This is a genomic window from Ensifer sp. B1-9 (genome assembly GCF_050474445.1).
Taxonomy (GTDB): domain Bacteria; phylum Pseudomonadota; class Alphaproteobacteria; order Rhizobiales; family Rhizobiaceae; genus Ensifer.
The window spans coordinates 23,860-45,107 of sequence record NZ_JBCHVG010000030.1; the positions used below are offsets into that span (position 1 = coordinate 23,860).

At 62.3% G+C, this 21,248-nt stretch carries 21 protein-coding genes; 4 read left to right on the top strand and 17 right to left on the bottom strand.

Features of this window, described 5'->3' with window-relative positions; translation table 11 throughout:
- Positions 1–484: 484 nt before the first annotated feature.
- The 10 genes from pqqE to ACQ5BM_RS33650 form a co-directional block, all read right to left on the bottom strand.
- Complete coding sequence (pqqE, locus tag ACQ5BM_RS33605) at positions 485–1,600, bottom strand: pyrroloquinoline quinone biosynthesis protein PqqE (RefSeq protein WP_429820487.1); 1,116 nt, start codon at positions 1,598–1,600, stop codon at positions 485–487.
- Positions 1,597–1,869, bottom strand: a complete 273-nt coding sequence (gene pqqD, locus ACQ5BM_RS33610) for a pyrroloquinoline quinone biosynthesis peptide chaperone PqqD (protein WP_429820489.1) — start codon at positions 1,867–1,869, stop codon at positions 1,597–1,599. The genes pqqE and pqqD overlap by 4 nt, the downstream gene beginning before the upstream one ends.
- Positions 1,866–2,636: a pyrroloquinoline-quinone synthase PqqC gene (gene pqqC, locus ACQ5BM_RS33615; protein WP_429820491.1), complete on the bottom strand. Its 771-nt coding sequence runs from the start codon at positions 2,634–2,636 to the stop codon at positions 1,866–1,868. The genes pqqD and pqqC overlap by 4 nt, the downstream gene beginning before the upstream one ends.
- Entirely contained in the window at positions 2,633–3,520 is an 888-nt protein-coding gene (gene pqqB / locus ACQ5BM_RS33620) for a pyrroloquinoline quinone biosynthesis protein PqqB (protein WP_429820553.1), read from the bottom strand. Before pqqB ends, pqqC begins: the two co-directional genes overlap by 4 nt.
- Positions 3,521–3,530: 10 nt before the next feature.
- Positions 3,531–3,632 (bottom strand): pyrroloquinoline quinone precursor peptide PqqA, encoded by a 102-nt coding sequence (pqqA, locus tag ACQ5BM_RS33625; RefSeq protein WP_173519312.1) that lies wholly within the window; start codon positions 3,630–3,632, stop codon positions 3,531–3,533.
- A gap of 133 nt (positions 3,633–3,765) precedes the next feature.
- On the bottom strand, positions 3,766–4,206 hold the full coding sequence (locus ACQ5BM_RS33630) for a pseudoazurin (RefSeq protein ID WP_429820493.1): 441 nt from the start codon (positions 4,204–4,206) through the stop codon (positions 3,766–3,768).
- Between the two features lie 83 nt (positions 4,207–4,289).
- Positions 4,290–6,482, bottom strand: coding sequence for a PAS-domain containing protein (locus ACQ5BM_RS33635; protein ID WP_429820495.1), 2,193 nt, complete (start codon positions 6,480–6,482; stop codon positions 4,290–4,292).
- Positions 6,479–7,630, bottom strand: a complete 1,152-nt coding sequence (locus ACQ5BM_RS33640) for an FIST N-terminal domain-containing protein (protein WP_429820497.1) — start codon at positions 7,628–7,630, stop codon at positions 6,479–6,481. The genes ACQ5BM_RS33635 and ACQ5BM_RS33640 overlap by 4 nt, the downstream gene beginning before the upstream one ends.
- 102 nt (positions 7,631–7,732) lie before the next feature.
- On the bottom strand, positions 7,733–8,422 hold the full coding sequence (locus tag ACQ5BM_RS33645) for a response regulator (RefSeq protein WP_429820499.1): 690 nt from the start codon (positions 8,420–8,422) through the stop codon (positions 7,733–7,735).
- Positions 8,423–8,535: 113 nt separating this feature from the next.
- Positions 8,536–10,302, bottom strand: a complete 1,767-nt coding sequence (locus ACQ5BM_RS33650) for a PQQ-dependent methanol/ethanol family dehydrogenase (RefSeq protein WP_429820501.1) — start codon at positions 10,300–10,302, stop codon at positions 8,536–8,538.
- Between the two features lie 202 nt (positions 10,303–10,504).
- On the opposite strand from ACQ5BM_RS33650, the gene ACQ5BM_RS33655 reads away from it, so the two are divergent.
- Positions 10,505–11,479 (top strand): ABC transporter substrate-binding protein, encoded by a 975-nt coding sequence (locus ACQ5BM_RS33655; protein WP_429820503.1) that lies wholly within the window; start codon positions 10,505–10,507, stop codon positions 11,477–11,479.
- Positions 11,451–12,131, top strand: a complete 681-nt coding sequence (locus tag ACQ5BM_RS33660) for an ABC transporter ATP-binding protein (RefSeq protein ID WP_429820506.1) — start codon at positions 11,451–11,453, stop codon at positions 12,129–12,131. The genes ACQ5BM_RS33655 and ACQ5BM_RS33660 overlap by 29 nt, the downstream gene beginning before the upstream one ends.
- A 184-nt stretch (positions 12,132–12,315) precedes the next feature.
- Here ACQ5BM_RS33660 and ACQ5BM_RS33665 read toward each other — a convergent pair whose 3' ends face one another.
- The 5 genes from ACQ5BM_RS33665 to ACQ5BM_RS33685 are packed head-to-tail and all read right to left on the bottom strand — an operon-like array spanning position 12,316 to position 16,502.
- Positions 12,316–13,158 carry an ABC transporter permease gene (locus tag ACQ5BM_RS33665; RefSeq protein WP_429820508.1) on the bottom strand — a complete coding sequence of 281 codons (843 nt, stop codon included), beginning with the start codon at positions 13,156–13,158 and terminating at the stop codon, positions 12,316–12,318.
- Complete coding sequence (locus ACQ5BM_RS33670; RefSeq protein ID WP_429820510.1) at positions 13,155–13,868, bottom strand: ABC transporter ATP-binding protein; 714 nt, start codon at positions 13,866–13,868, stop codon at positions 13,155–13,157. Before ACQ5BM_RS33670 ends, ACQ5BM_RS33665 begins: the two co-directional genes overlap by 4 nt.
- 6 nt (positions 13,869–13,874) lie before the next feature.
- Positions 13,875–14,330, bottom strand: coding sequence for a hypothetical protein (locus ACQ5BM_RS33675; protein WP_429820513.1), 456 nt, complete (start codon positions 14,328–14,330; stop codon positions 13,875–13,877).
- 17 nt (positions 14,331–14,347) lie between these two features.
- Positions 14,348–15,313, bottom strand: coding sequence for a YVTN family beta-propeller repeat protein (locus ACQ5BM_RS33680; RefSeq protein ID WP_429820515.1), 966 nt, complete (start codon positions 15,311–15,313; stop codon positions 14,348–14,350).
- 1 nt (position 15,314) lies between these two features.
- Entirely contained in the window at positions 15,315–16,502 is a 1,188-nt protein-coding gene (locus ACQ5BM_RS33685; RefSeq protein WP_429820517.1) for an ABC transporter substrate-binding protein, read from the bottom strand.
- A gap of 160 nt (positions 16,503–16,662) precedes the next feature.
- Here ACQ5BM_RS33685 and pedF point away from each other — a divergent pair, with 160 nt between their 5' ends.
- Both pedF and ACQ5BM_RS33695 read left to right on the top strand, forming a co-directional pair.
- The gene (pedF, locus tag ACQ5BM_RS33690) at positions 16,663–17,349 is read left to right on the top strand and encodes a cytochrome c-550 PedF (protein WP_429820519.1); all 687 of its coding nucleotides are present in this window, start codon (positions 16,663–16,665) and stop codon (positions 17,347–17,349) included.
- An 8-nt stretch (positions 17,350–17,357) separates the two neighbouring features.
- On the top strand, positions 17,358–18,254 hold the full coding sequence (locus ACQ5BM_RS33695; protein WP_429820521.1) for a substrate-binding periplasmic protein: 897 nt from the start codon (positions 17,358–17,360) through the stop codon (positions 18,252–18,254).
- Here ACQ5BM_RS33695 and ACQ5BM_RS33700 read toward each other — a convergent pair.
- Positions 18,251–19,126: an FAD:protein FMN transferase gene (locus ACQ5BM_RS33700; protein ID WP_429820523.1), complete on the bottom strand. Its 876-nt coding sequence runs from the start codon at positions 19,124–19,126 to the stop codon at positions 18,251–18,253. The two genes, ACQ5BM_RS33695 and ACQ5BM_RS33700, sit on opposite strands and share 4 nt — an antisense overlap.
- Positions 19,123–21,213: a 4Fe-4S binding protein gene (locus tag ACQ5BM_RS33705; protein ID WP_429820525.1), complete on the bottom strand. Its 2,091-nt coding sequence runs from the start codon at positions 21,211–21,213 to the stop codon at positions 19,123–19,125. Before ACQ5BM_RS33705 ends, ACQ5BM_RS33700 begins: the two co-directional genes overlap by 4 nt.
- Positions 21,214–21,248 lie beyond the last annotated feature (35 nt).

Consider the following 21,248-nt stretch of genomic DNA (forward strand, 5'->3'; position numbering starts at 1 on the left):
CGCGTGGAAGACGAGAACGCAAGAAAGCGGCGCTACGCAGAGATTGAGACGATTGCGGATCTCCGCCTGCGAGGGCCACGCAATCGGGGATAGGAGTGTCGACGGATGTCGCGAAATCCTCGCGCGGACGTGGTCACTTGCTTTCCATGAGCACCAATCCGTGCCGGACGGGATCATCTATCCACCCCGCCTGAATGGGCGTACGAATCTCGCGATCTCCGATCGCGCCATATCGAATTGTCGGCGGTACGCGTCGTACCTTTGATCGGAGCACCAAGCCTTGCCACCGTCATAAACGATCTTCGCGTGAGCCTGGTCGACATCATCTGCGATCGCCATGATGGCCAGAAGTCTTAATCTCATGTGGCTCTCGTGCCGATCGCTTACCAGGTGAGCGCAAGAGGTGTTCCCATTTGTTTTCTTTATGGGCCAAAATAATCGCATAATGTATTGTCGGGAACTATAAGACATTGGGCCACGGTTATTAATCTGCGTTGGCCACGCTTGTCCGTTGTTGCTTGCTGCCGCGATAGATGAACGGTGTCGTCAACCGAGCCTGCTGCGCGAGGATGTGATCAACGGCAGGTCGGGCAGGCGCGTGGCGGCAGACCGGGTCGGTGGCGGTGGGGTCGGCGGCGAGCGCCATGGCCTGGCATCGGCAGCCCCCGTGATCATGATCGCGACGGACGCAGCTGCGGCAGGGCTCCTGCATCCAAACATGGCCGCGAAACGCGTTGAAGGCCGCTCCATCATACCAGATCGCCGAAAGAGGTTTTTCAGTGGCCCGGTCGAAGACGAGGCCGGGAATCGTCGCGGCGGCATGGCAGGGCAGGACCGTGCCATCGGGTGCGATGTTGATGCCGGTCGAGCCCCAGCCGCCCATGCAGGCCTTGGGATAATCCGCGTAATAATCCGGTGGGACGAAGTCGATCATCATCCGACCGGCATAGGCCAGTCGGGCTTTGGCCACCGCATCCTTTGCCTGCACCACTTGGTCGCGGGTCGGCAGAAGCGCTTCGCGGTTGATAAGCGCCCAGCCATAGAACTGCACGCAGGCAACTTCGATACGCCGCGCTCCGAGATTGGCCGCGAAATCAATCGCTGTCCTGACATCGTCGATCGTGTGCCGGTGCATGACGGCATTGACTGTCAGCGGGATGCCACGCCGGCGGACCTCTTCCGCCAAAGCAAGTTTGCGCGCGAAGCCTCCCCTGTAACCGCCGATCCAGTCGGCCTTGTCGGCGGTCGTCGCCTGCAGCGACAGCTGCAGATGGTCGAGCCCGGCGACTTCCAGGGCATCGAGACGCGTCGGCGTCAGCCCGATGCCCGATGTGATGAGGTTGACATAGAGGCCGGTGTCCCGCGCCGCCTTTACCAAAATTTCCAGATCACGCCGCGATGCCGGCTCACCGCCGGACAGGTGCAATTGCAGCACGCCGAGCTCAGCGGCTTCGCGAAACACATCGATCCAGCTTTCGCTCGTCAGTTCCCGCGACCGTTCCGTCAGCTCCAGCGGGTTGGAGCAATAGGAACAGGACAGAGGGCAGCGATGCGTCAGCTCTGCAAGCATGGCGATCGGTGGCGCAGGGCGATCCGTCATTGGTAATCCACCAATCGCTGTTGGGCGAGGCCGTCGAGGAAATCGCGAACGTCGGATACCACCTCCGCCTCCGGTGCGCCGTAGCGCCCTGCGAGACGGCTGGAGATCGCGCTGAGTGTGGAGAAGCCATCGACCTCCTGAAGGATTGCGGCACTGATATCGTCGAGCAGCAACGCTCGCTCCGGGACGAGCAGCACCATTGTGTCGCGGATGCGGTCATGATGCAGGCGCGTTCCGCGCGGGAGAAGGGGAACGGGATCAGTCGTCATGTGCGGAACATCCGTTGCGCCTCGCCGGGCCGCCAAGCGCCGGGCGGGATGTGACCATCGACATAGCCGCTCCACAGCGCGTCGAGCTGCGCCCAAAGGACATCCGTCTTGAATGTCAGCGCCGCAATAGCCGCCTCCTGTTCGGCGCGGGTCACGGCGTGGGTCAAGACCCAGTCGAGCGTGAATAGTACGTCCCTCGGCGCCTCGTTCAGGCGATGGCGGAAATAGGCAATCGTGTCGCGATCAGCGAAATCATAGTGTTCCAGCAGGCCGGAAATACGCTGCGTGTGGATCGCCGGCGCAAACATCTCGGTGAGCGAACTTGCCATCGCGGCGATGAGCGGCTCGTCTCGTACGAAGCGAATATAGGCGTCGACGATGAAACGCGTGGCCGGCATCACGCCGCGGCCGGAGGCAACATAGGCGGGATCAAGCCCGACGCCCTCGGCCAGTCTGAGCCAGCGTCGGATACCGCCGCCGTCTTCGGTGCCGCCGTCATGATCCTCGATGCGGGAGCGCCAGATGCGCCGCAGATCAGGATCAGGACAGCGCGACAGGAACGCGGCATCCTTCATGGGAATGGAGCACTGATACTGCCAGCGATTGATCACCCAGGCCTGGACCTCGTCCATCGTGCAGGCTCCACCGTGCAGCCTGTCATGGAAGCGGTGCTTGTCGTGATAGCGCTCCTCACCGACGCGGCGCAGGCGCGCCTCGAATTCCTTGCGGCTCAGGAGACCGTCTTCCTGTTCCGGGCTCAGGTTCAAAGGACGATCTCCATACCATCATTGGCGATTTCCCATCCGGCGGCCGTGATCATTGCGCGGGCCTCGCTGTCGGGCATCAATGCGGGGTTTGTATTGTTCACATGCGTATAGATGCGCCGCCCTTGCAGCGGGCCCAGGCGCGCGAGCGAGCCGGCAGGTCCGCGCATCGCCACATGCCCCATGCGCAGGCCAGTCTTGGCGCCCGTGCCTGAGCGTGGCATGTCATCGTCGCTCCAGACCGTGCCGTCGAACAGCACCGCGGCCGCCTGGGAGAGGTGGTCGACGAGCCAGTCGGGGAGCGCCGCGCAGCCTGGAACGTAGTGGGCTTCGCGCGCCCCTGCTTGCAGACGCAGCCCAACCGTCTGTTCGCCGAGCGCCCCTAACTCCGACGTTTCGTTTTCCAGGTAGAGGGGGATCTTTCCCGGAACGGCGTAGGCGGTCACCGTCAGGCCTGGAAGCGGGCTGAAGGGCTGGTCCAGCGATACAGTCTCGCGCCGCACCAGGGCTGGATCGAGTACGCCGAATACTGTGTTTTCGGACAAAACCTGATGCGTGGCATGGGTGGCGTAGAGGGTGAAGCCGGTCTTTTCCCTCAACGTCAGCAAACCCGCGACGTGATCGACGTCGCCGTTGGTTAAGACCACGGCTTTCACCGGACTGCCGCGAAGGTCTGTCGGGTGTAGCGCCGGGCAGGTGGCGAGCTGCTGGCGCAGATCCGGCGATGCATTGAGCAAGACCCAGGTCGAGCCATCGACACTGACGGCCAGCGTGCTCTGCGTCATCGGAGGGATCAGTCCCTGCCGCGCCGCGCAGCATTGGGCGCAGCCACAGTTCCATTGGGGCAGGCCGCCACCGGCGCCTGCCCCGAGTACGACGATACGCACCGCTTTCGGTTCAGAACGGATGGTCCGGACGGGGTTCATCTTCGGATGGGCCATACATGTTGATTTCCATGCCGCAGGCGATGTTCTTGATAACGGGTTTCTTCCAAGCCATAGCTTTCTCCTCCAAGTGTGAACGGCCACCGTGTCAGGTTGCGCTTCTTGCAGGCGTCTCGACAATGCGACCAAGGTCTCGTTTTTCGCCGGGTGCATCCGGCTTGAACTGCCCCACAATCGACGTTCTGCGCTTATTGCGCGCTGGCCAGGGTCTCAAAAGCGGCTTTGATGCGCTCACCCGCCTTGGCAGGAAGCTTGACCGCCTTGACAGCATCAGCATTTGGCGACCCATCGCCGACGCGGATAAGGGCCACCATGCCCATGCTGAAATGCGGTGAGCATTTAACGCCGTAATAGCCCGGCTCTGTGACGCTCAGAACGTACTCCTCGTTCACCTTGCTCTTGAAGGGTGTTACGCCGGTGGGAAGCATGCCCTTGATGGCCTCGACATTGTGGCTCTTGTCGGTTGGTATGAAGCGAACGGTGTCGCCGGGCTGCGCGGCGACAGCGGCGGGTTCGAAGACCATGTTGCCGCTCTCGCCCTTGTTCTTCATCTTGATTACGTGCTCGGCGGCATCAACGGTGCCGCTTGCAAGGACCATCAGGGCCGCTAAAGCCAGAATTTTCTTCATGTCCATCTCCTCCAGTTCAGGTGGAAGGGATGTCCCATGGGGCGGCTGGAGTCGCAATGCGACCTTGGTGGCGGACGAGAGCGTCAGCTGGCGTGGAGCACGAAGGCTTCCAGCGCATCAGCGGCGATCGGCTTGTACATGATCTCGATTCCAGCGGCTTCGGCGGCCATGCGCGTCTGCGGTTTACGGTCGGCGGTCAGGATGCGGGTCGGGCGCTCACCATATTCGGCATACAGCGCTTCCACCGTTTCGATGCCGGTAAGCGCGCCGTCGAGCTGCTGGTCGACGAGATAGAGGTCGGGCACGATGCCGATCTCCTCCAGGAGCGAGAGCGCTTCCTCGCCGCTGCCCGCTTCCAAGACACTGACGCCGCGTCGTTCCAGCAACAGTGCGATCGCCCGGCGCAGGTCCACGTCGTTTTCGACGAGAAGGGCGATCCGGTCGCTGTTGTCGCCCGGTTCCTCCAGTATGACTGGCGCTAATTCGCCGTAGGTCGGACAGGCATGCTGCGCCACCGGCTTCAGTTCGACGGAAAAACACGTGCCGCGCCCGAGGTCCGAGCGCAGCACAAGCCTATGACCGAGCAGGGCGCAGGCTCTTTCGACGATGGCAAGGCCGAGCCCCATCCCCTCGGAGGCAGAGGCGGAACCCTGGACGCGGTGGAACTCGCGAAAGATCGACTGTTGCTGATCCGTCGCGATACCGGGTCCTGTGTCATGGACCTCAATGCGCACATGCCCGTTCGACCGGCGTGCCCCGACCAGGACACGGCCGCTCGCGGTGTAGCGAATGGCGTTGCTGATGAGGTTCTGCAGGATGCGGCGCAGATAGGTCGAGTCGCTCGAAACGGTAAGTTCGCAGGGAAGGATATCAAGTCTGAGGCCCTTGCGGGCGGCCACGGGGGCGAATTCGTCGGTGAGTTGTTTCAGGAGCAGGGAGAGCGGCACTGGACCAACATCCATCGCAGCACCACCTGCTTCCAATCTCGAAATGTCGAGCAGGGCCCCGAGGATACCCTCGACGCTCACAAGCGCATTGTGCGCCTTTTCCAGCGTTCCCCGCATCGGTGTCGCGTCCGCATCATCCCTTGCAGCAGCGACGAAGAGCTTGGCGGCGGAAAGTGGTTGCAGCAGATCGTGACTCGCGGCCGCAACGAAGCGGACGCGAGCGGAATTGGCGCGTTCGGCTTCGGCAAGGGCGGCAGCAAGATCACCGGTTCGAGCGGCGACCCGTGCCTCCAACGAGGTGTTGGCGCGGATCATTGCGTGGATCGCGTGCCGCTCGCGCGTTACGTCGGCAAAGGACATGACGAAGCCACGGCCCGGCATTTCCTGGGCGAAGACGTCGAGGATGATGCCAGACGCGTGCGTGATCTCGAAGGAGAGTGGTCCGCGCTGCAAATCCCCGTCAATCCACTGGCGCAGCGCGTCACCGGAAAAGCCGTCGCCGAGGGTGATGGCCCGGTTGATATGGTTTGCCAGCAGCTCGAACGGGACGCCCAGCCTCAGGAGGCGCGGTGGAATATCCAGCAATTGCGCGATCCGGCTGTTCCAGCCGATGAGGCGGCGGTTGGCGTCGAAGATGCCGACGCCCTGATTGATATGCTCAAGGGTGGCGCGGATCATGCGGGCCTGGTTGTCGAGCAGCTTGCCGCGTTCCGAACGCTCCATGCGGATGAGGTCGGTAATATCTGTCTGGAGGATGACGGTGCCGCCATCAGCGGTGCGCTGCTCGCTGACCTGGAGCCAGCGGTCGCCGGAAAGTCCGACATTGAAGACCTGCCGTGCCCGGTGCAGCCGCATGCGCTCGGCCGCCCAGCTTTTCGGCGTCACGCCGCGCGGCAGCGCGAGTTTCACAGAGCGGCTGACCGTCTCAACATAATCTGCAAACGTGATGCCCGGCGACAGTTTCGGGCGCACATCCGCAAGATCGCGGCAGAAACGCGAATTGCACAGCACGAGCACTTCTGCCGGATCGAAGAGTGCGAAGCCTTCCTCGATCGCCTCGATGGCCTGCGACAGATCGCGGCGTGCACGCTCGGCCGCGCTGTTAGCCTCATTGAGCAGCTTGAGCGTCGCTTCGAGGTCGCGGGTGCGCTGGCGCACCCGCTCCTCCAGCATGGCCGCGCGGCGGAACTGTTCGAAGGCGGCGCTCCGGTCGCCGGTGTTCTGCTCGACATGGCGCATCAGAGCGTCGGCGATGACGAGCATCTTTTCGAGATTGCGAGCCTCGCCATCGGCAGGATCGACCAGGCCGTCGGAAAGGCGATCGTTCATGGGGTGGTTTCCGAAACGACGGTGCCGGGCGGGTAGAAGGCAAAGCCTGTCATCGTATGATTGATATGCATGGGACCGATCTGCTCGCCATAGGTGGAAAAGCCGATTACGCCATGCTGGCGTAAGAGCTCCGAGACGGGGCCGATCATCTGCCGTTCTTGCGCTTCTATGCGGCGCAGGATGCAGTCGAAGGCCAACACGGCAACGGGATTGGCCGGTTGCTTCAGCGCCTTCAGTTCCGCCGAAAGGTGCCCGACGAGGTCGTGCGGCTCGGCGATGGTCAGCACCATGCCTTCGTCGATCGCAGAGAAGAACAGAAGTTCGCCCGATGGCAGGACGCGCTGGATGGCGCGAACGTGGTGGCGTTCGCCCATGCGCACGGTAAGCGGATGAATGGCGAAGGTCAGTGTGTTGACGCTTTCCGGCTGCATGCCGATGAGGCGGGCATATTCCTTTACTGCCGGTTCGGCATTGATGCGCCGCACGATCCGGGCCTGCGGATCCGCATCCGTCACGACCATGCGCCGTTCGGTCGGCTTGATGTGGTCCATCTTGAACGGGCGCAGCGGACAGGCGCCTCGCATAACTGAGATGATGGCGGCATTGGCAAGCAGTTGCTTGCCATCAAAGACCAGCGTTTCGCGGAAATGCGTGCCGTCGCCCGCCGAGCCGCCAATCAGCGGCATCGCGCCGGTCGCCGCCGCCAGCGCGGAGGCAAGCTCATCCTCCCGCGCCGAAAGCCCATCGACAAACAGCAGGGCGAACTCTTCCGGCAGGTGACCATGGTCGCGGGCCAGAGCATGACGGATGTGCAGCAGCGTGTCGGAAAGGTCGCTTGCCACGAGTTTCGAGAGATCGGGGACCAGCAAGGTCTCGGCGGCAAAGTGGCGGGCATGGAAGCCGACGGCGACAATGCTTTCTTCGTCATAACCTTCGCCGGAAATCTCGCCGGCCGTGGTGCAACCTGCAATTTTCGCGCCCTTCCAGACCTTTCCGGCCTCGACAACGAGGGAAGATAGATCCGCCTCGGGCGACACGAAGAGCAGCACGAGCGAAAAAGGGCCAGGGCCAAGGCTTTTCGCCAGTCCGTCAACAGGACAGGTCTCATGCGCGGAAACGAGCGCATGCGATACATAATGTTCATCCACGGGTGATGGCCTCCTCCGCCGTTCCCCGTCCTCCATTGTAAACCACCCTGCGCGCGCTAGCGCCAGCGTTGAATGCGGTTCTTAGCCGATGGTCTTAGAGCCTCAACCGTCCGCGATCATCGTGTTAAAGCTTGCCTCTTGCGCGAAGAGCACGGCCTGCATGCGCGTCTGGACGCCGAGCTTGCGCATGATCGCGGTAACATGCGCCTTAACCGTCGTCTCGGCGATGGAAAGCTCGTAGGCGATCTGCTTGTTCATGCGCCCGGCGCAGATGAGTTGCAGAATGCGCGCCTGTTGCCGCGTCAAGAGCGCCAGCCGCTTGACCGCTTCCTCTGACAGGCTCGGTGGGAAGGTTCCTTCAAGCGCGAGATGGCTGGCGTGGATTTCGCCCCGCGCAATGACCAGGAACGCCTCGCGGAACTCTTCGCGCGATGCGTGCTTAGGCACGAAAGCATTGACGCCGGCTTTCAACGCGGCGCGCACGATGCGCACCTCGTCCAAGGACGAAACGACAACGATCGGCGTTTCCGGGGCAGCCTGGCGCAGGCGCACCACGCCGTCGAGCCCGTTGACGTCGGGAAGGTTAAGATCGAGCACCACGACATCGGGCAGCGGATGGGTGACAAGTCGCGTGAGCGCGGCTTCCATTGTGCCTACGGCCTGAACGTCGGCAATACCGACTGGCCCTGTCAGCGTCATCGCCAGCGCGTCGCAGAACAGCGGGTGATCGTCAACGATCAGGGCCGATGTCAGCGTACGCACAGGCTTTTGCGGCATAAGAACTGGCAACATGCAAAATTCCCGGTAGGGCTGGCGATAGCTTAGCATTGAATTCGTCCGTCTTCATCGGCCTCTTGGCCAGAGTAAAAAGCAGCAAAGCCGGGCTTTGCGCCCGGCTCCAAATTTCAGTCCAGCGAAGCCAGTTCTTTTGGCAGGCGGAAGGTCCAGACCATCCCGCCCTGATTGAGATAATTGACTTTCTTCGCGACTTCTCCGCCCCACAGCGGAACCGCGCCGCCCCAGCCCGAGATGATCGAGACATATTGCTCGCCGTCCTGTTCCCAGGTCACCGGCTGGCCGACGATGCCCGAGCCCGTCTGGAATTTCCACAGTTCCTCGCCCGTCTCGTTGTTTAGTGCGATGAAATCACCCTCCGGCGTGCCGAAGAAGACGAGGCCGCCAGCCGTGGTCATAGCGCCGCCCCAGAGCGGAGCGCCGTTCTTGTATTCCCACTTGATCTCGCCAGTGTTCGGGTCAATCGCCTTCAGGCTGCCGATATGGTCTTCGAAAAGGGGCTTGATGGTGAAGCCGGCGCCGAGATAGGCAGCACCCTTTTTGTAGCTGATGGGTTCGTTCCAGATGTCCATGCCCCATTCGTTGGAGGGGACGTAGAACAGGCCCGTTTTCGGGCTATATGCCATCGGCATCCAGTTCTTTCCACCGAGGAACGACGGCACGGCAAAAACCTGCTGGCCCTTGGCGCCGTCCGCCGCGGCAGCAGCATCGCCGGGCCGGTTGTCCTCGTTGTAGATCGGCCTCCCGGTCTCATCGATACCCTTCGCCCAGGAGATATCCTTCACGAAGGGATGGGCTGAGACGAATTTGCCGTCCTCGCGGTTCAGCACGTAGAAGAACCCGTTGCGGTCGGCGGTGGCGAAGCGCTTGTTGCCGTCCTTGTCGACGAAGGGGACTACCTCGTTCACACCGTCGAAGTCCCAGCCTTCACGGGGTGTCGTCTGGAAATGCCATTTAATTTCTCCGTTTTCCGGATCGATGCCGAGGCGCGAAGCGGCATAAAGATTGTCCCCTTTGTTGCCTTCCACAGGCTTGCCGGCATTGCGTAGGTGACTGTTCCAGGGCGAGGGATTACCAGCGCCGAAGACCAGTGTCTTTGTGTCCTCGTCATAAGAACCGCCGAGCCAGGTTGCTCCGCCACCAGTTTTCCACATGTCGCCTGGCCAGGTCGCGTTCAGCGTCCCGGTCATCGTGCTTTCCTTGCCCTTGAAGGTGCCCATATGACCTTCAATCACGGGGCGGGTCCAGACGAGCTCACCGGTCTCGGCATTGCGTGCCTGTACCTCGCCGACGATGCCGAACTCGCCGCCGGAGTTGCCGGTCACGACGAGCCCGTTCACGATCAGCGGCGCTGCGGTGTAGCTATAGCCCTCCTTGTAATTGGCGAGCTTCTTGTTCCAGACGACGTCGCCGGTCTTGCGGTTCAGCGCGACAAGGCGCGCATCGAGGGTCCCGAAATAGATGTTGTCGCCGTAAATGGCAGCGCCGCGGTTGACTACATCGCAGCAAGGCAGGATTCCTTCCGGCAGGCGGGCGTCGTATTGCCAGACTTCCTTGCCAGTCTTGACGTCGATGGCGTAGAGACGGCTGTAGGAGCCGGTAATGTACATGATACCGTCATAGATGATCGGCTGGCTTTCCTGACCGCGCTGCTTTTCGCCACCGAGCGAAAACGCCCAGGCGGGTATCAGGTTCTTGACGTTTTTGGTGTTCAGCGTCTCCATCGGCGAAAAGCGCTGAAGATGGCGGCCCATGCCGTTGGTCAGCACGTCGCCGACTGTTTCAGCGTCCTTGGCGAGATCCTGTTCGGTCACGCCGGCATAAGCGGCGGTTGAACAGGCGAGGGCCGCGATTGCAGCCATAACGAATTTCCTCATGTCATCCTCCCACTGCACGCCCGCAGAAGCACGCGGGCTCCACGATTGGGATCATCGGCGCAGTTGTGAAACGACTGAATTGTACCTTGGTCGTAAAACGCCCGTTTGGCCGGATTTCGGGCGCGTTCGCCCCCTGTCAATAGGTCGTATATCGAGGCCAACGGGGAACGGTTAGCCTCATCCGATCAGGGAGGAGGAACCCATGAGAATCCTGAAATCGCTCGCCGGCGCTGCAGCCGCAGCGCTTCTATCCCTTGCGCCGGCGCTCGCGGAAACGCCGGTGGTGCGCACCGCGCTGCAGCTTTCCGGCACGGTCAACTGGGAAGCCGACACGATCCGCCACTATAGTTTCGACAAGGCGAACGGCTTTTCCCTCGAGGTGAGCGACGTTGCCGGTGCGCCCGCAGCCCAGATCGCGCTTGTTGCCGGTGAAGTCGACATGATCGTCTCCGACTGGCTCTGGGTGGCGCGCGAGCGCGCTGCCGGCCATGATCTCGTTTTCATCCCCTATTCCCGCGCCGTTGGTGGCCTGATGGTGCCGGCTGACGCTACGGCCAAAGCGTTGGCAGACCTCAAGGGGCAGAAGATTGCCGTGGCCGGCAGCCCCATCGACAAGAGCTGGCTGATCCTGCGCGCCTATGCGCAAACGGTGGAGGGATTTGATTTGGCCGGCTCAACGCAACAGGTTTTTGCCGCACCGCCGCTGGTCTACAAAGCGGCGCTTGATGGCGAGGTGCAGGGCGCGCTGAACTTCTGGAACTTTGGCGCGCGAATGCAGGCGGCGGGCATGCGTCCGCTCGTGACCATCGACCAAGCGACAAAAGCCCTGGGGCTTGATCCGCAGACGCCGCTCGTCGGCTATGTCGTGCGCGGGGACCTGCTGAAGACGCATCCCGGCCTCGGCGAAGCGATTTCGGCGGCGTCCCGTGCCGCCAAGGATAAGCTCGCCTCTGATCCGGCCGCGTTTGAACGCCTTCGTTCGATGATGAAGCCCGCGAACGATTTGGAATTTGAGGCGTTGAAGGCTGGCTTCCTGGCTGGAACACCGAAAACAGGCACGGTCGATGAACAGGCGGCCGCCCGGATGCTCACTCTCATGACGGAGCTTGGCGGCGCCGATATTGTCGGGGACCTGAAGGAACTTCCCGATGGCGTTTTCCTTAATCCCGGCAGTTGAGCCGGTTCTTCGGCTCGAACTCGATCGCGGCGGGCCGGGCCATGTGCTCGGCCCGATGGTGCTATCGTTACTGCCGGGTGAAACGGTGGCGTTGAGCGGCCCGTCCGGCGTTGGCAAGACCTCATTGCTGCGGATCGTCGCTGGTCTCGACCGTGCCTTTGTCGGGCGGCGTGAAACGAGCGAACGGATCGCCATGGTCTTCCAGGAACCTGTCCTGTTACCTTGGCGCACGGCGATCCAGAATATCACCATCATCGGGCGCATTGGCGAAGACCAGGCACTGCGCTGGTTGGAGGATGTGGGGCTGGCGGGGCTTGGCGATCGCTTTCCCGGTATGCTCTCCCTCGGCCAGCAACGGCGGCTATCGCTTGCCCGTGCCTTCGCGTGCGCGCCTGACCTGCTTCTCATGGATGAACCTTTCGTCAGCCTCGATCCGGATTTGGCATCGGAAATGATGGCTCTGTTCGAACGCCTGATCGGGGCGCGCCCCTGTGCAACCTTGCTCGTGACGCATGTGCAGGCCGAGGCCGAGCGACTGGCCGGCCGCGTCCTACGGCTTGAGGGGCGGCCTGCGCGGCTCATCGAGGACGGTCAGAAGGCCGGCGCGTGTTTCCAGTTGTCAGCGTCGGGTGTCACGAGGTCGAGATTGTAACCCGCCCCAGCTGAGACGCCGGTGCGGTCGGAAGGCCGCTCTGCGCTGCCTCATCGACGAACAGGCTTCCGTGCGCCTGGTTTTCGACAACACCACGCCCCCGCATCAGGGCGAGCCGAGCGCCGCATGTCCGCGAAGCACCAGGCTGGCGCCGAGGATGGCGAGGCGCATGGCCTTTTCCACTTCAGGCCTTTCGCGCCGCCAGGCCACGGGCGGGATCGTAACCCCAGATGGCAACGAGGCCGAACACGATGAAGGCTGTGAGCGTGACGGCGAGCGCTGGAAGGTTGCCCTTGGCGTAAAGGGCAAAGCGGATCAGCTCGACGGCATGGGTAAAGGGGTTGAGCGCGCAGAGGTCCCGAAGACGGGGTGAGGCTTCGGCCATCTTCCACAGCGGGTAGAGAGCGGAGGACAGAAAGAACATCGGAAAGATGACAAAGTTCATGACGCCGGCGAAGTTTTCAAGCTGACGGATGAAGGAGGAGAGCAACAGGCCGAGCGCGCCGAGCATCAATGCGGCCGTCAGGATCGCCGGGGCAGCCGCGAGATAGCCGAACCAGGGGAAGCGAATGCCATAGAGTGCTGCGATGGCAAGGAACGCATAGGCCTGAACAACAGCAATAAGGCTGCCCGCCAGCAGTCGGCTAAACAGCAACCACCAGCGCGGCAGCGGTGCAGTCAGCAGCAAGCGCACCGAGCCCATTTCCCGGTCGTAGACGAGACTAAGCGAGGATTGCATGCCGCTGAACAGCAGGATCATGCCGGTCAACCCCGGCACGATATAGATCTCATAGGTAATATAGGTCTGATAGGGCGGTGTGATTGCAAGACCAAGGGTTGCGCGAAAGCCTGCGGCGAAGACGAAGAGCCAGACCAACGGCCGCACCAGCGCCGCGACGAGCCGTCCGCGCTGGCCGATGAAGCGCAGCGCTTCACGCTGAAGGATCGCTCGCAGCGCAATCCAAGGACGCGAGCGAAAGGAGCCAGCCGCTTCTTCTTCGATGGCAGGGAAAGCCTCGACCGTCATGCCCGTTCTCCTGTCAATGAAAGGAAGCGGCTGGTGAGATCGTCACCGCCGATATCGCCGGCCTCGCCGTCGGCGAGTACCTGGCCGCGGTGGAGAATGACAAGGCGATCCTTTGCCCGAACCTCGTCCACCAGATGGGTCGCCCAAAGCACGGTCATTCCCTGAGAGGCGAGATCATGCACATGCGCGGTGATCGCCGCGCGCGACGCAGCATCCAATCCAACCGTCGCCTCGTCGAGCAGGAGAACCTTCGGCCCGTGAAGGAGAGCGCGGGCGATTTCCATGCGCCGGCGGTGGCCGCCGTTGAGTTTCGCGGTTTTTTCCCCGGCCCGTTCTACCATGCCAAGCCGGTCGAGAGCGGCCATGGCGCGTGTCTCCGCTTCGCGCCCCGAAAGACCGTGCAGGGCGGCGAAATACAGGAGGTTGCGCTTGACGGTGAGGTCGGGATCGAGCGTCGAGGCCTGAAAGACGACACCCATCTGGGCGAGCGCGGCACGCGGTTCACGCGCCAAGTCATGCCCCGCGACAGCAATACGGCCGCTTCGCGGTGTAAAGAGCCGTGTCAACATACCGAACAGCGTCGATTTTCCCGCACCATTCGGGCCAAGCAGGGCGCAGAAACGGCCGGGCTCAACGGCAAAGGAAACATTGTCGAGCGCGCGGCACGCTCCCCAATCATGGCTGATACCTTCGACTCTCAAACCACCCATGGTGCGTTACTCAATGGTTATGGCGACCTGCTGTGTTCCGCCTGTGCTACCTGGAATTTTTAGCTGGTAGCTGCCCGGTTTGATCGCAACAAAACTGATTTCCGCTTTGCCAGCCTCATCGAACTCAACGGAATCCACGCCGAGCGGGCGGATCTCGATACCCTCGATGACGATCTCGTTGACCCAGACGGCTCGGAAGAAGCCGGCGCCCTCCAGCGCCAGCTCCTGGCTGCCGTCAGCCTCGATCTTCAGCGTGTAATATCGGCCGGATTTCAGGATCAGCGGCGCTTCAGCGATCGGATGGCCAGCCGAGAGCGTGAGGCCGGGCAACGTCTCACGGTTTGATTTTGACAGAAGGCCGGCAACACCGACTGCCGTCTCCTGCTTGGCGTCGTCATCGGTGGCGGTCGCGGCGAACGGGACCGCAGCAAGCATCATGGTGGTGAAAATAGACTTCTTCATTTGGTCCGCCGCACAAGTCATGGCCGGGTAGCCGCGCCCCAGGGGAAGCGGCCGACCTTGATGGATTTCAAAGGCTCCAGCGTCGCGACATCAATAACGGTCACGTCGCCGGAGACGCCGTTGGTGGTGAAGAGCTGCGTGTGATCCGGCGAGAAGGCCAGGTGCCAAACGCGGCGACCGACGAGCACATATTTCTCGACCGCAAATGTTTCTGCGTTGATGACGGCCACGTGGTTGGCTGGGCCGAGTGCGACGAAGGCCGTCTTGCCGTCGGGGGTGAACTCGAAACCGACGGGCTGGATAAGATCCGCGCTCACACCCGTGATCTCGAAGCGGATCTTTGCCTTTTCGGCTTGCGTCGCGACATCGAAGACGGTGATCGTGCCGCCGATTTCCGAAGAGACCCAGAGCTCCGTCCCACCCTTCGCAAATTCGGCATGGCGCGGGCGGGAATCGACTAACGTGTTAGCGAAGATCGTCTTCTTCTCCGGGTCGATCCAGTGCGCCATGTTCGTGGTTTCCGACGTGGTGATGACGATCTTGCCGTCCGGCGAGACTGCCATGCCCTCGGGCTCGATGCCCACATCGATTTGGCCGACCACCTGCCGCGTGCCAACATCGACTACGGTCGTCACCGCATCTTCCTCGTTGGCGATCCACAGGTGCGTGTCGTCAGGCGCGAGTATGAACTGCTCCGGGTCCTCCCCGGAGGGCAGGTCGTGCAGGATTTCGCCGGAGGCCGGATCCAGCACCTGCACGGCGTCGCTGTCGGAAGCGCAGATATAGACGCGAGTGTGGTCGGAATTGAAGATAATGCCGCGCGGCCGCTCGCCGGTCTTGATCGTGCGCACGACCTCAAGTTTGTCCGTGTCGATGACAGAGATCGTGTCGTCCTTCTCGTTCGTCACCCAGATTTCCCCGGCAAACGCTTGCGCTCCAGTCGCGGCAAGAAGGGGGATAAGCAACAGGAGAGGACGTCTCATCTCATTCTCCAAAGGCGGTGCAGGCGCTTTCGGGCTTGTCGAGGCCCAGCGTGTCCATGTCATTGGTCCGATGCAGATAGCCGTCGAGTGGTGTCAGCTCGACAAGCGCGCGAGAATTGACGACCGGCATCGGCTGTCGCAACTGGCCGTTCCAACTGCGGTAGCTGAGGCTGCGGCCCTTGAAGCCGTCGAGGGCGAACTTATCCGAGAGGATGAAGGCGCGCAGCACGGCCGGATCGGCGGAGTTGGTGCGCGTCACCGCCTCGCCGATGGTCCTCACTGCAGTCCAGGCGGCATAGTCGCGTGAGCTCATTTCGCGACCGGTGGCCTCTTCGAAGCGGTTCTGCAACTGCACGGCAGCCCATTGCTCCAAGACTGAAGCCCAACCTTCGCCCCGCAGCCCATCGGAACCGGCAACCGGCCGCGGCAGCCAGGTATTGTCCTGCACATAGCGGGCGAAATCGTCGGCTTCATCGGCGATCAGCAGCACATCGTAGTCTGGAAAGTCCTGCGTGAAGAGCGGGACTTCCTGGCCCGCGGCACGGCGCAGATCCGTATCAAAGGTCCAGTTCTTGGACGCGAGGATCTCCACGCCAAACTTTTGTGCCGAGGCGCGCAGTGTCTCGGCGTAGGCCTTGTCTTCCGGCTTCGGCCCGACGATCAGGACTGTGCGCGTCCAGCGACGAGCTTTCAGCACCTGCATCAAGGCGTCGGCGCGCATGGCATCTTCTGCAATCGTGTGCAACAGGTTCCTGCGGCAATCGGTATCGCGCAGTCGCCGCGCACCCGACGCGATGTCGAAGAGCAGCGCGTTTTTCGCTTCCGGCAGATCCGCGACGGCGAGCATGTTCTCGGGCGTGGCTTCGAGAAACAGGATTTTCGAGGTGGCAAGTGCCTGACGTGCCGCACTGGGGAAGTCACCTTCCGCTTCGACGGAAACGACGGCAAGGCTGTAGTTCTGACCCAGAAAGCTGCCGGTCGTCTTTGTATCCGTTAACGCCACTTGCGCGCCGGCGATGCCACGATCCTGCGGGATCGGATCGAGGTTGGAGAGCACCGGCGGTGTCTTCACCACCTGTCGAAGGTAGGTCATCGGTATCGTAATCTCGGCTGCAGCCGACGATGCAAAGCAGACGATCGCGACCGCCAGGCAAAGCCTCCTACGGCACGCTGCAAGACTTGCCGGCATGTCAGGTCCTCCCGGTAATGAGCATGCCGGCTTGGCGCTGACGCCGAAATACGACCTTGGTGGCATGAGACTGCGGCGGATGGGGCGACCTAGGTCGCATATCGCCGGGAGAGGGGTGTGCCTTAAAAAATCGTTGGTGTGAAATGCAAGGGAGGACCGCATGTCGGCCAACATCATTCGCGGCGGGATTGCCGCAGTCATCCTTCTGGCAACCACGGGTCTCGTGATCGCCCACGGCGACGTGGCGCCGCAACCGGTCAATACCGACGCACTGCCGGACGTGGGCGAGGAGTGGCAGACCGAAAATCCTTATCGCGAGGCAAAGGCTGGCCACGAGGTCTGGCTAAAAGCGGTCGAAATCGGTGCCTCGGGCTTCAACCAGAATTGCGCCCGATGTCATGGCCTGGGTGCCGTCTCCGGCGGTCTTGCACCCGACCTGCGCTTCCTCGAGGCGGAAGAGGTGGGTGACGAGTGGTTCATCGAGCGGTTCCGCCATGGCTACACTCAGGACGGCACGACCAAGATGCCGGCCTTCGGAGACATTCTCGGTCAGAAGGCCGCTTGGGCGATCCGCACCTACGTGGAAACACGTCCGGAGGATGGTGCACTCGATGACCATGCCAAGCGCCTGCACGAAATCCGCGACGAACTCGGCTCCGGTAAGGTCGCTGACACCGCCGCTTTGAAGCAGGAACTCGAGACGATTGCTACCGCCGTGAAGACAGCCTCCGGCGCGCCGGTCGCCGACAGCGTCACCTATGAGGCGGCGCGCATCCTCTCGGACAAGCCGGAAAGCTGGAAAAAGGCGGCAGAAGTTCTGACGGTCGGCCTTTCCGCCACGCAGTAAAAGCCGCCATGATGTGCCGCGCCCTTCTGGCCTTTCTCGTCAGCGTTGCCCTTCCGGGCGGCGCCTTTGCGCGTTGCGAAGGCTACGAGCCCCAGCCTAAGCCGCAGAACACCTTCGGGCAGGATGTCGGCCGGGACTTCGACCGGATCATCGAGGAGGGCTGGATCGAGTTCGCCGTCTATGAGGACTATGCACCGTGGTCTTATGAGGAAAAGGGCAAACCGGCCGGCGTGGATATCGAGATCGGCCGCCTGATCGCCAAGGCGCTCGGCGTCGAGCCGAAATTCCGGCTGGTCGCATCCGGTGAAAATCTGGAGGCAGACCTGCTCAATTATGTCTGGAAGGGTGCAGCCGTCGGCGGGCGGGTCAGCGATGTCATGCTGCACGTGCCTTATGACAGCGCGCTCGTCTGCCGCATCGAGCAGGTCACTTTCACCGGCCAATACGCCACCGAAAAAGTTGCAATTGCCTACCGCGTGGCCGATTACGAAGACCAGGCGCCGACGCCCCCCTTCTTCCGCTTTGATCCCGTAGCCGTCGAGAATGACTCGATTGCCGATTTCTACCTGACGTCGCTGATCGGCCCGGTCGACAAGATCCATCGTTACAGGTCTACCGCCGCTGCCATGGATGGCTTGGCGAAGCATGAGACCAAGGCGGCGATGGGGCCGCGTGCCGAACTGGAGGCGGGAGCATCGCGTCATCCGGACGACGGGTTGAAGGTTCATTCCCCGACGCTCGTTGGCTTGGGCCGAGGAAAATGGACGCTCGGTGTTGGCGTCAATTCCCAACACAAGGATTTGGGTTACGCCATCGACGAGGCGATCGAAAAGGCGATCACCGATGGTGAGATTGCCCGCATCTTCGAAGGGCATGATCTTACCTTCACACCCCCGCAGCGCTAAAAGGTCGAGATATCTCCGGTAAGATCGACCGCTGTCACGCGAGTGATGGAAGGGGTCTGGTGTATTGCGGCGCGGATGTCGTCAGGCGACATCAGGCAGAAGGCGGTCGAAAAGCCATCTGCCAAGGCAGCACTGTTGGCCTCCACTGAGATAGTCGACCAGCAGGGGCGTTCGCCCTTCGGGCCGATAATATGGAAACCGTTGCCGACCCGCATGGCGGAAGGGCTGGAGGTGGCGATGGCGTTGCCGGCAAGGCGGCGGACGGCGATCTCACCAAGATCAGGGTCTTCCACCGCCACGCTGAACGGTCCGCCGATCGCGGCAAACTCCCCCATCTCGACAAGGGCCTGGCCGTAGCCCGCCTCTCGCAACAACTCGCGCACGCGATCCGCCGCATATCCCTGCGCGATACCGTTGAAGGTCAAGGCCTGACCCCTGCCGAGCCGGATAGGCGGCTCGATCTGCACCTTATCCCAGCCAATTGCCTCCCTTGCCTCCGTGCTGTCGCGCCCTTCGGCAAGCGCCCGCCAGAGTGGCTGTACCGTCGGGTCGAAACGTCCGCCGGTCACCTTGAATAGGCGATCGGCAAGGCCAAGAAGATCGATGAAGGCAGAGGGCGGATCGTCGAGATGGCCGATGGCATTCAGTCGGCTAAGGGCGGAGCCGGGTTTGAAGAGACTCGCCGAGGCTTCGACCTCGGCGATCGTTTCTACGATCCTGCGCATCACCTTTTCTGAAAGGCCATGCGGGCCACGTAGGTCGACGCGAACCGTGCCGCCGAACATCTCCGCCTGCCAGGACGTCACCTCGCATCGGGCGGAACCGGCAAAGGCCACGGCCGCTGCGATGAAAAGAAAACGCCGCCGCTTCATGCCCGCGCCCCCAATGACGCTGGTGCTCGCTTCCGTGCCGCGAGCACCAGCGGCACGCATTGTGCCTCATCATCATGGATCGACACGCAGTCAAGGCACTGGAAGCATTGGGAATAGGCGATTTCTCCGGTTGTCTTGATGGCACCATAGCGGCAGCGCACGCGACAGAGCTGGCAAGGCGAACCGCACTCCATGCGCCGCGGTATCCATTTGCGCACGCGCACTAGGCCGCCCAGTGCCATCAATGCACCCAGCGGACAAACATAGCGGCAGAAGCCCTTGAAGGTGATCATGGCAACCAGCAGCCAGAAGGCGGCATAGGCGACATAGTACCATTCACGCTTAAAGAACGTAGTGACGGCCGTCTTGAAGGGCTCGATCTCGGCTGCCGTTTCGGCCTTTTCCGGCGCGAGAACCGCGACGGCGATCAGGCCAGCGAGCGAGACCCAGGTGCCGGCTTTCAGTCGCTCGTCCCAGATCGGCGACGGTTTCCATTCCGGCAGCCGCAGAAGGCGGCCAGCGTGGTGCGCGAATTCCTGCATGGCGCCGAAGGGGCAGAGCCAGCCGCAGAATAACCCGCGCCCGAAGAGCACGAAGCCGGCGATGGCTGCCCCCCAGATCATGAGAGAGAAGGGATCGTAGAGGAGGACGGCAAGATTGCCGCCGCCGCTGATCGCGCGGAGCACGGCCAGCGGTGTGACGATCGACAACTGACCCTGGCCCCACCAGCCAACGAAACCGATGACACCGGCAAGAAAGCCAAGGCGCGCGGGGCGCAGAACCGTCGGCGTTGACAGCCTGCGCATACCGGGTCCAACGGCGGCGAGCAGCCCGGCCAATAACAACCCGAGTACCGCCAAGTCCCATTTGCGGGCGACCATAGCCTCCCGCCACGGCGGCAGCGCGGCAGTTATCTCGGGACGAATGAAGAACCTCTCGTCAGCCTTTAGCACCAGCGGAAAATGCACGGATCCCAATTCAGGCTTCAGCATGCCATGCGCCCGCACGGCCTGGGCAGACAGCGTCCACTCCCGCGTCGGATCGAAGCCGAGGCGGCGGTCGACGCGCAGCAGCATGGTCGTCCCCTGCGGCACGCCGTCCCGTGTTTCCACCAGCATGTCGGCATCGCGCAGCGCCACGGGCAGGCCGTCTTGCTCCGCCGAAAGCCGGTCCGGCGCTGTATTGCGCACGAAATCCGTCGAGACCAAGCCGTGACGGCCCGCATCGATGACGAGGATCGGCTCGTCATCCGGCGACTGGCGCAGCTGGCGCTGAAGATCTGCGAAACTCTCTTCGCTCAACACGCCCCGCGCAATGGCCGGTGGACCGATATCGACGGCCCAGAGATCGAGATAAAGGCCTTCGGGATTGCCGGCGGCTTCGGGATCGTCATGCGCCCAGGTCGTCGCGCTGAAAGCTGCGTCGAGTTTCGCGTTTGTGATCTTGAGGTTCCGGGCATAGCCGCGCGCGATGAGCGCCGCCCAGTCGAGCTTCTCGTCGATGGCTGCATCGGGGCGGACCGGCGGGCCGCCCGTGACGCCCTGCATCTTTTCCCGCGCCACGGCGAGCGTCGCGGCGAGGATCGACTCGTGGGCAATCCGCACGGAGGCCGTCGCTTTCGTCACGCCGTCGAGATAGACGAGGTCCGAGCCGTTGCCGGTGTCGCCATAGGGTGTGCCGACGACCAGCGACTCGCGGATCGAATGACCGCGATATTGTTCAAGGAAAGCACGCAGCGGCGCTTCTCCAAGGCCGGAAACGAAGATCGGCTCGTTGTGCGAAATTAACCGGACATCAAGAAAGCGGGCGTCGCGATCGATCGTCACGAGCATGTCGATCGGCGCGCCGGAAAATCCGGGCATCGGCGCGATTGGTCCGGTTTCGAAGACATAGCCTGCATCCGTTCCGCCTGAATTAAGCAACGTCCAGACGCCTTTGTCGTTTACAGGCTCGCCAAGAGCATAGGGCGGCAAGATCATGCCAGCCAGCGCTTCACGATCAAGCGGGGCCGCAAAAGAGCTGCGGCCGAACAAAATGAGGCTGACAATGCCAAGCAGCGCACCACGTCGCACCAGAGCTTTCTTCATGATCGGAGCCCTCCCGCTCCGATTCCTAGGCGCCT

Excerpts from the sequence above, each read along its gene's own strand:
- ACQ5BM_RS33680 (WP_429820515.1), bottom strand. The coding sequence starts at position 15,313 with ATGAGACGTCCTCTCCTGTTGCTTATCCCCCTTCTTGCCGCGACTGGA.
- ACQ5BM_RS33660 (WP_429820506.1), top strand. The coding sequence starts at position 11,451 with ATGGCGTTTTCCTTAATCCCGGCAGTTGAGCCGGTTCTTCGGCTCGAA.
- ACQ5BM_RS33635 (WP_429820495.1), bottom strand. The coding sequence starts at position 6,482 with ATGAACGATCGCCTTTCCGACGGCCTGGTCGATCCTGCCGATGGCGAG.
- ACQ5BM_RS33665 (WP_429820508.1), bottom strand. The coding sequence starts at position 13,158 with ATGACGGTCGAGGCTTTCCCTGCCATCGAAGAAGAAGCGGCTGGCTCC.
- ACQ5BM_RS33645 (WP_429820499.1), bottom strand. The coding sequence starts at position 8,422 with ATGTTGCCAGTTCTTATGCCGCAAAAGCCTGTGCGTACGCTGACATCG.
- pedF (WP_429820519.1), top strand. The coding sequence starts at position 16,663 with ATGTCGGCCAACATCATTCGCGGCGGGATTGCCGCAGTCATCCTTCTG.
- ACQ5BM_RS33685 (WP_429820517.1), bottom strand. The coding sequence starts at position 16,502 with ATGCCGGCAAGTCTTGCAGCGTGCCGTAGGAGGCTTTGCCTGGCGGTC.
- ACQ5BM_RS33695 (WP_429820521.1), top strand. The coding sequence starts at position 17,358 with ATGATGTGCCGCGCCCTTCTGGCCTTTCTCGTCAGCGTTGCCCTTCCG.
- ACQ5BM_RS33700 (WP_429820523.1), bottom strand. The coding sequence starts at position 19,126 with ATGAAGCGGCGGCGTTTTCTTTTCATCGCAGCGGCCGTGGCCTTTGCC.
- ACQ5BM_RS33705 (WP_429820525.1), bottom strand. The coding sequence starts at position 21,213 with ATGAAGAAAGCTCTGGTGCGACGTGGTGCGCTGCTTGGCATTGTCAGC.
- ACQ5BM_RS33655 (WP_429820503.1), top strand. The coding sequence starts at position 10,505 with ATGAGAATCCTGAAATCGCTCGCCGGCGCTGCAGCCGCAGCGCTTCTA.
- ACQ5BM_RS33670 (WP_429820510.1), bottom strand. The coding sequence starts at position 13,868 with ATGGGTGGTTTGAGAGTCGAAGGTATCAGCCATGATTGGGGAGCGTGC.
- pqqA (WP_173519312.1), bottom strand. The coding sequence starts at position 3,632 with ATGGCTTGGAAGAAACCCGTTATCAAGAACATCGCCTGCGGCATGGAA.
- pqqE (WP_429820487.1), bottom strand. The coding sequence starts at position 1,600 with ATGACGGATCGCCCTGCGCCACCGATCGCCATGCTTGCAGAGCTGACG.
- ACQ5BM_RS33630 (WP_429820493.1), bottom strand. The coding sequence starts at position 4,206 with ATGAAGAAAATTCTGGCTTTAGCGGCCCTGATGGTCCTTGCAAGCGGC.
- pqqD (WP_429820489.1), bottom strand. The coding sequence starts at position 1,869 with ATGACGACTGATCCCGTTCCCCTTCTCCCGCGCGGAACGCGCCTGCAT.
- ACQ5BM_RS33650 (WP_429820501.1), bottom strand. The coding sequence starts at position 10,302 with ATGAGGAAATTCGTTATGGCTGCAATCGCGGCCCTCGCCTGTTCAACC.
- ACQ5BM_RS33675 (WP_429820513.1), bottom strand. The coding sequence starts at position 14,330 with ATGAAGAAGTCTATTTTCACCACCATGATGCTTGCTGCGGTCCCGTTC.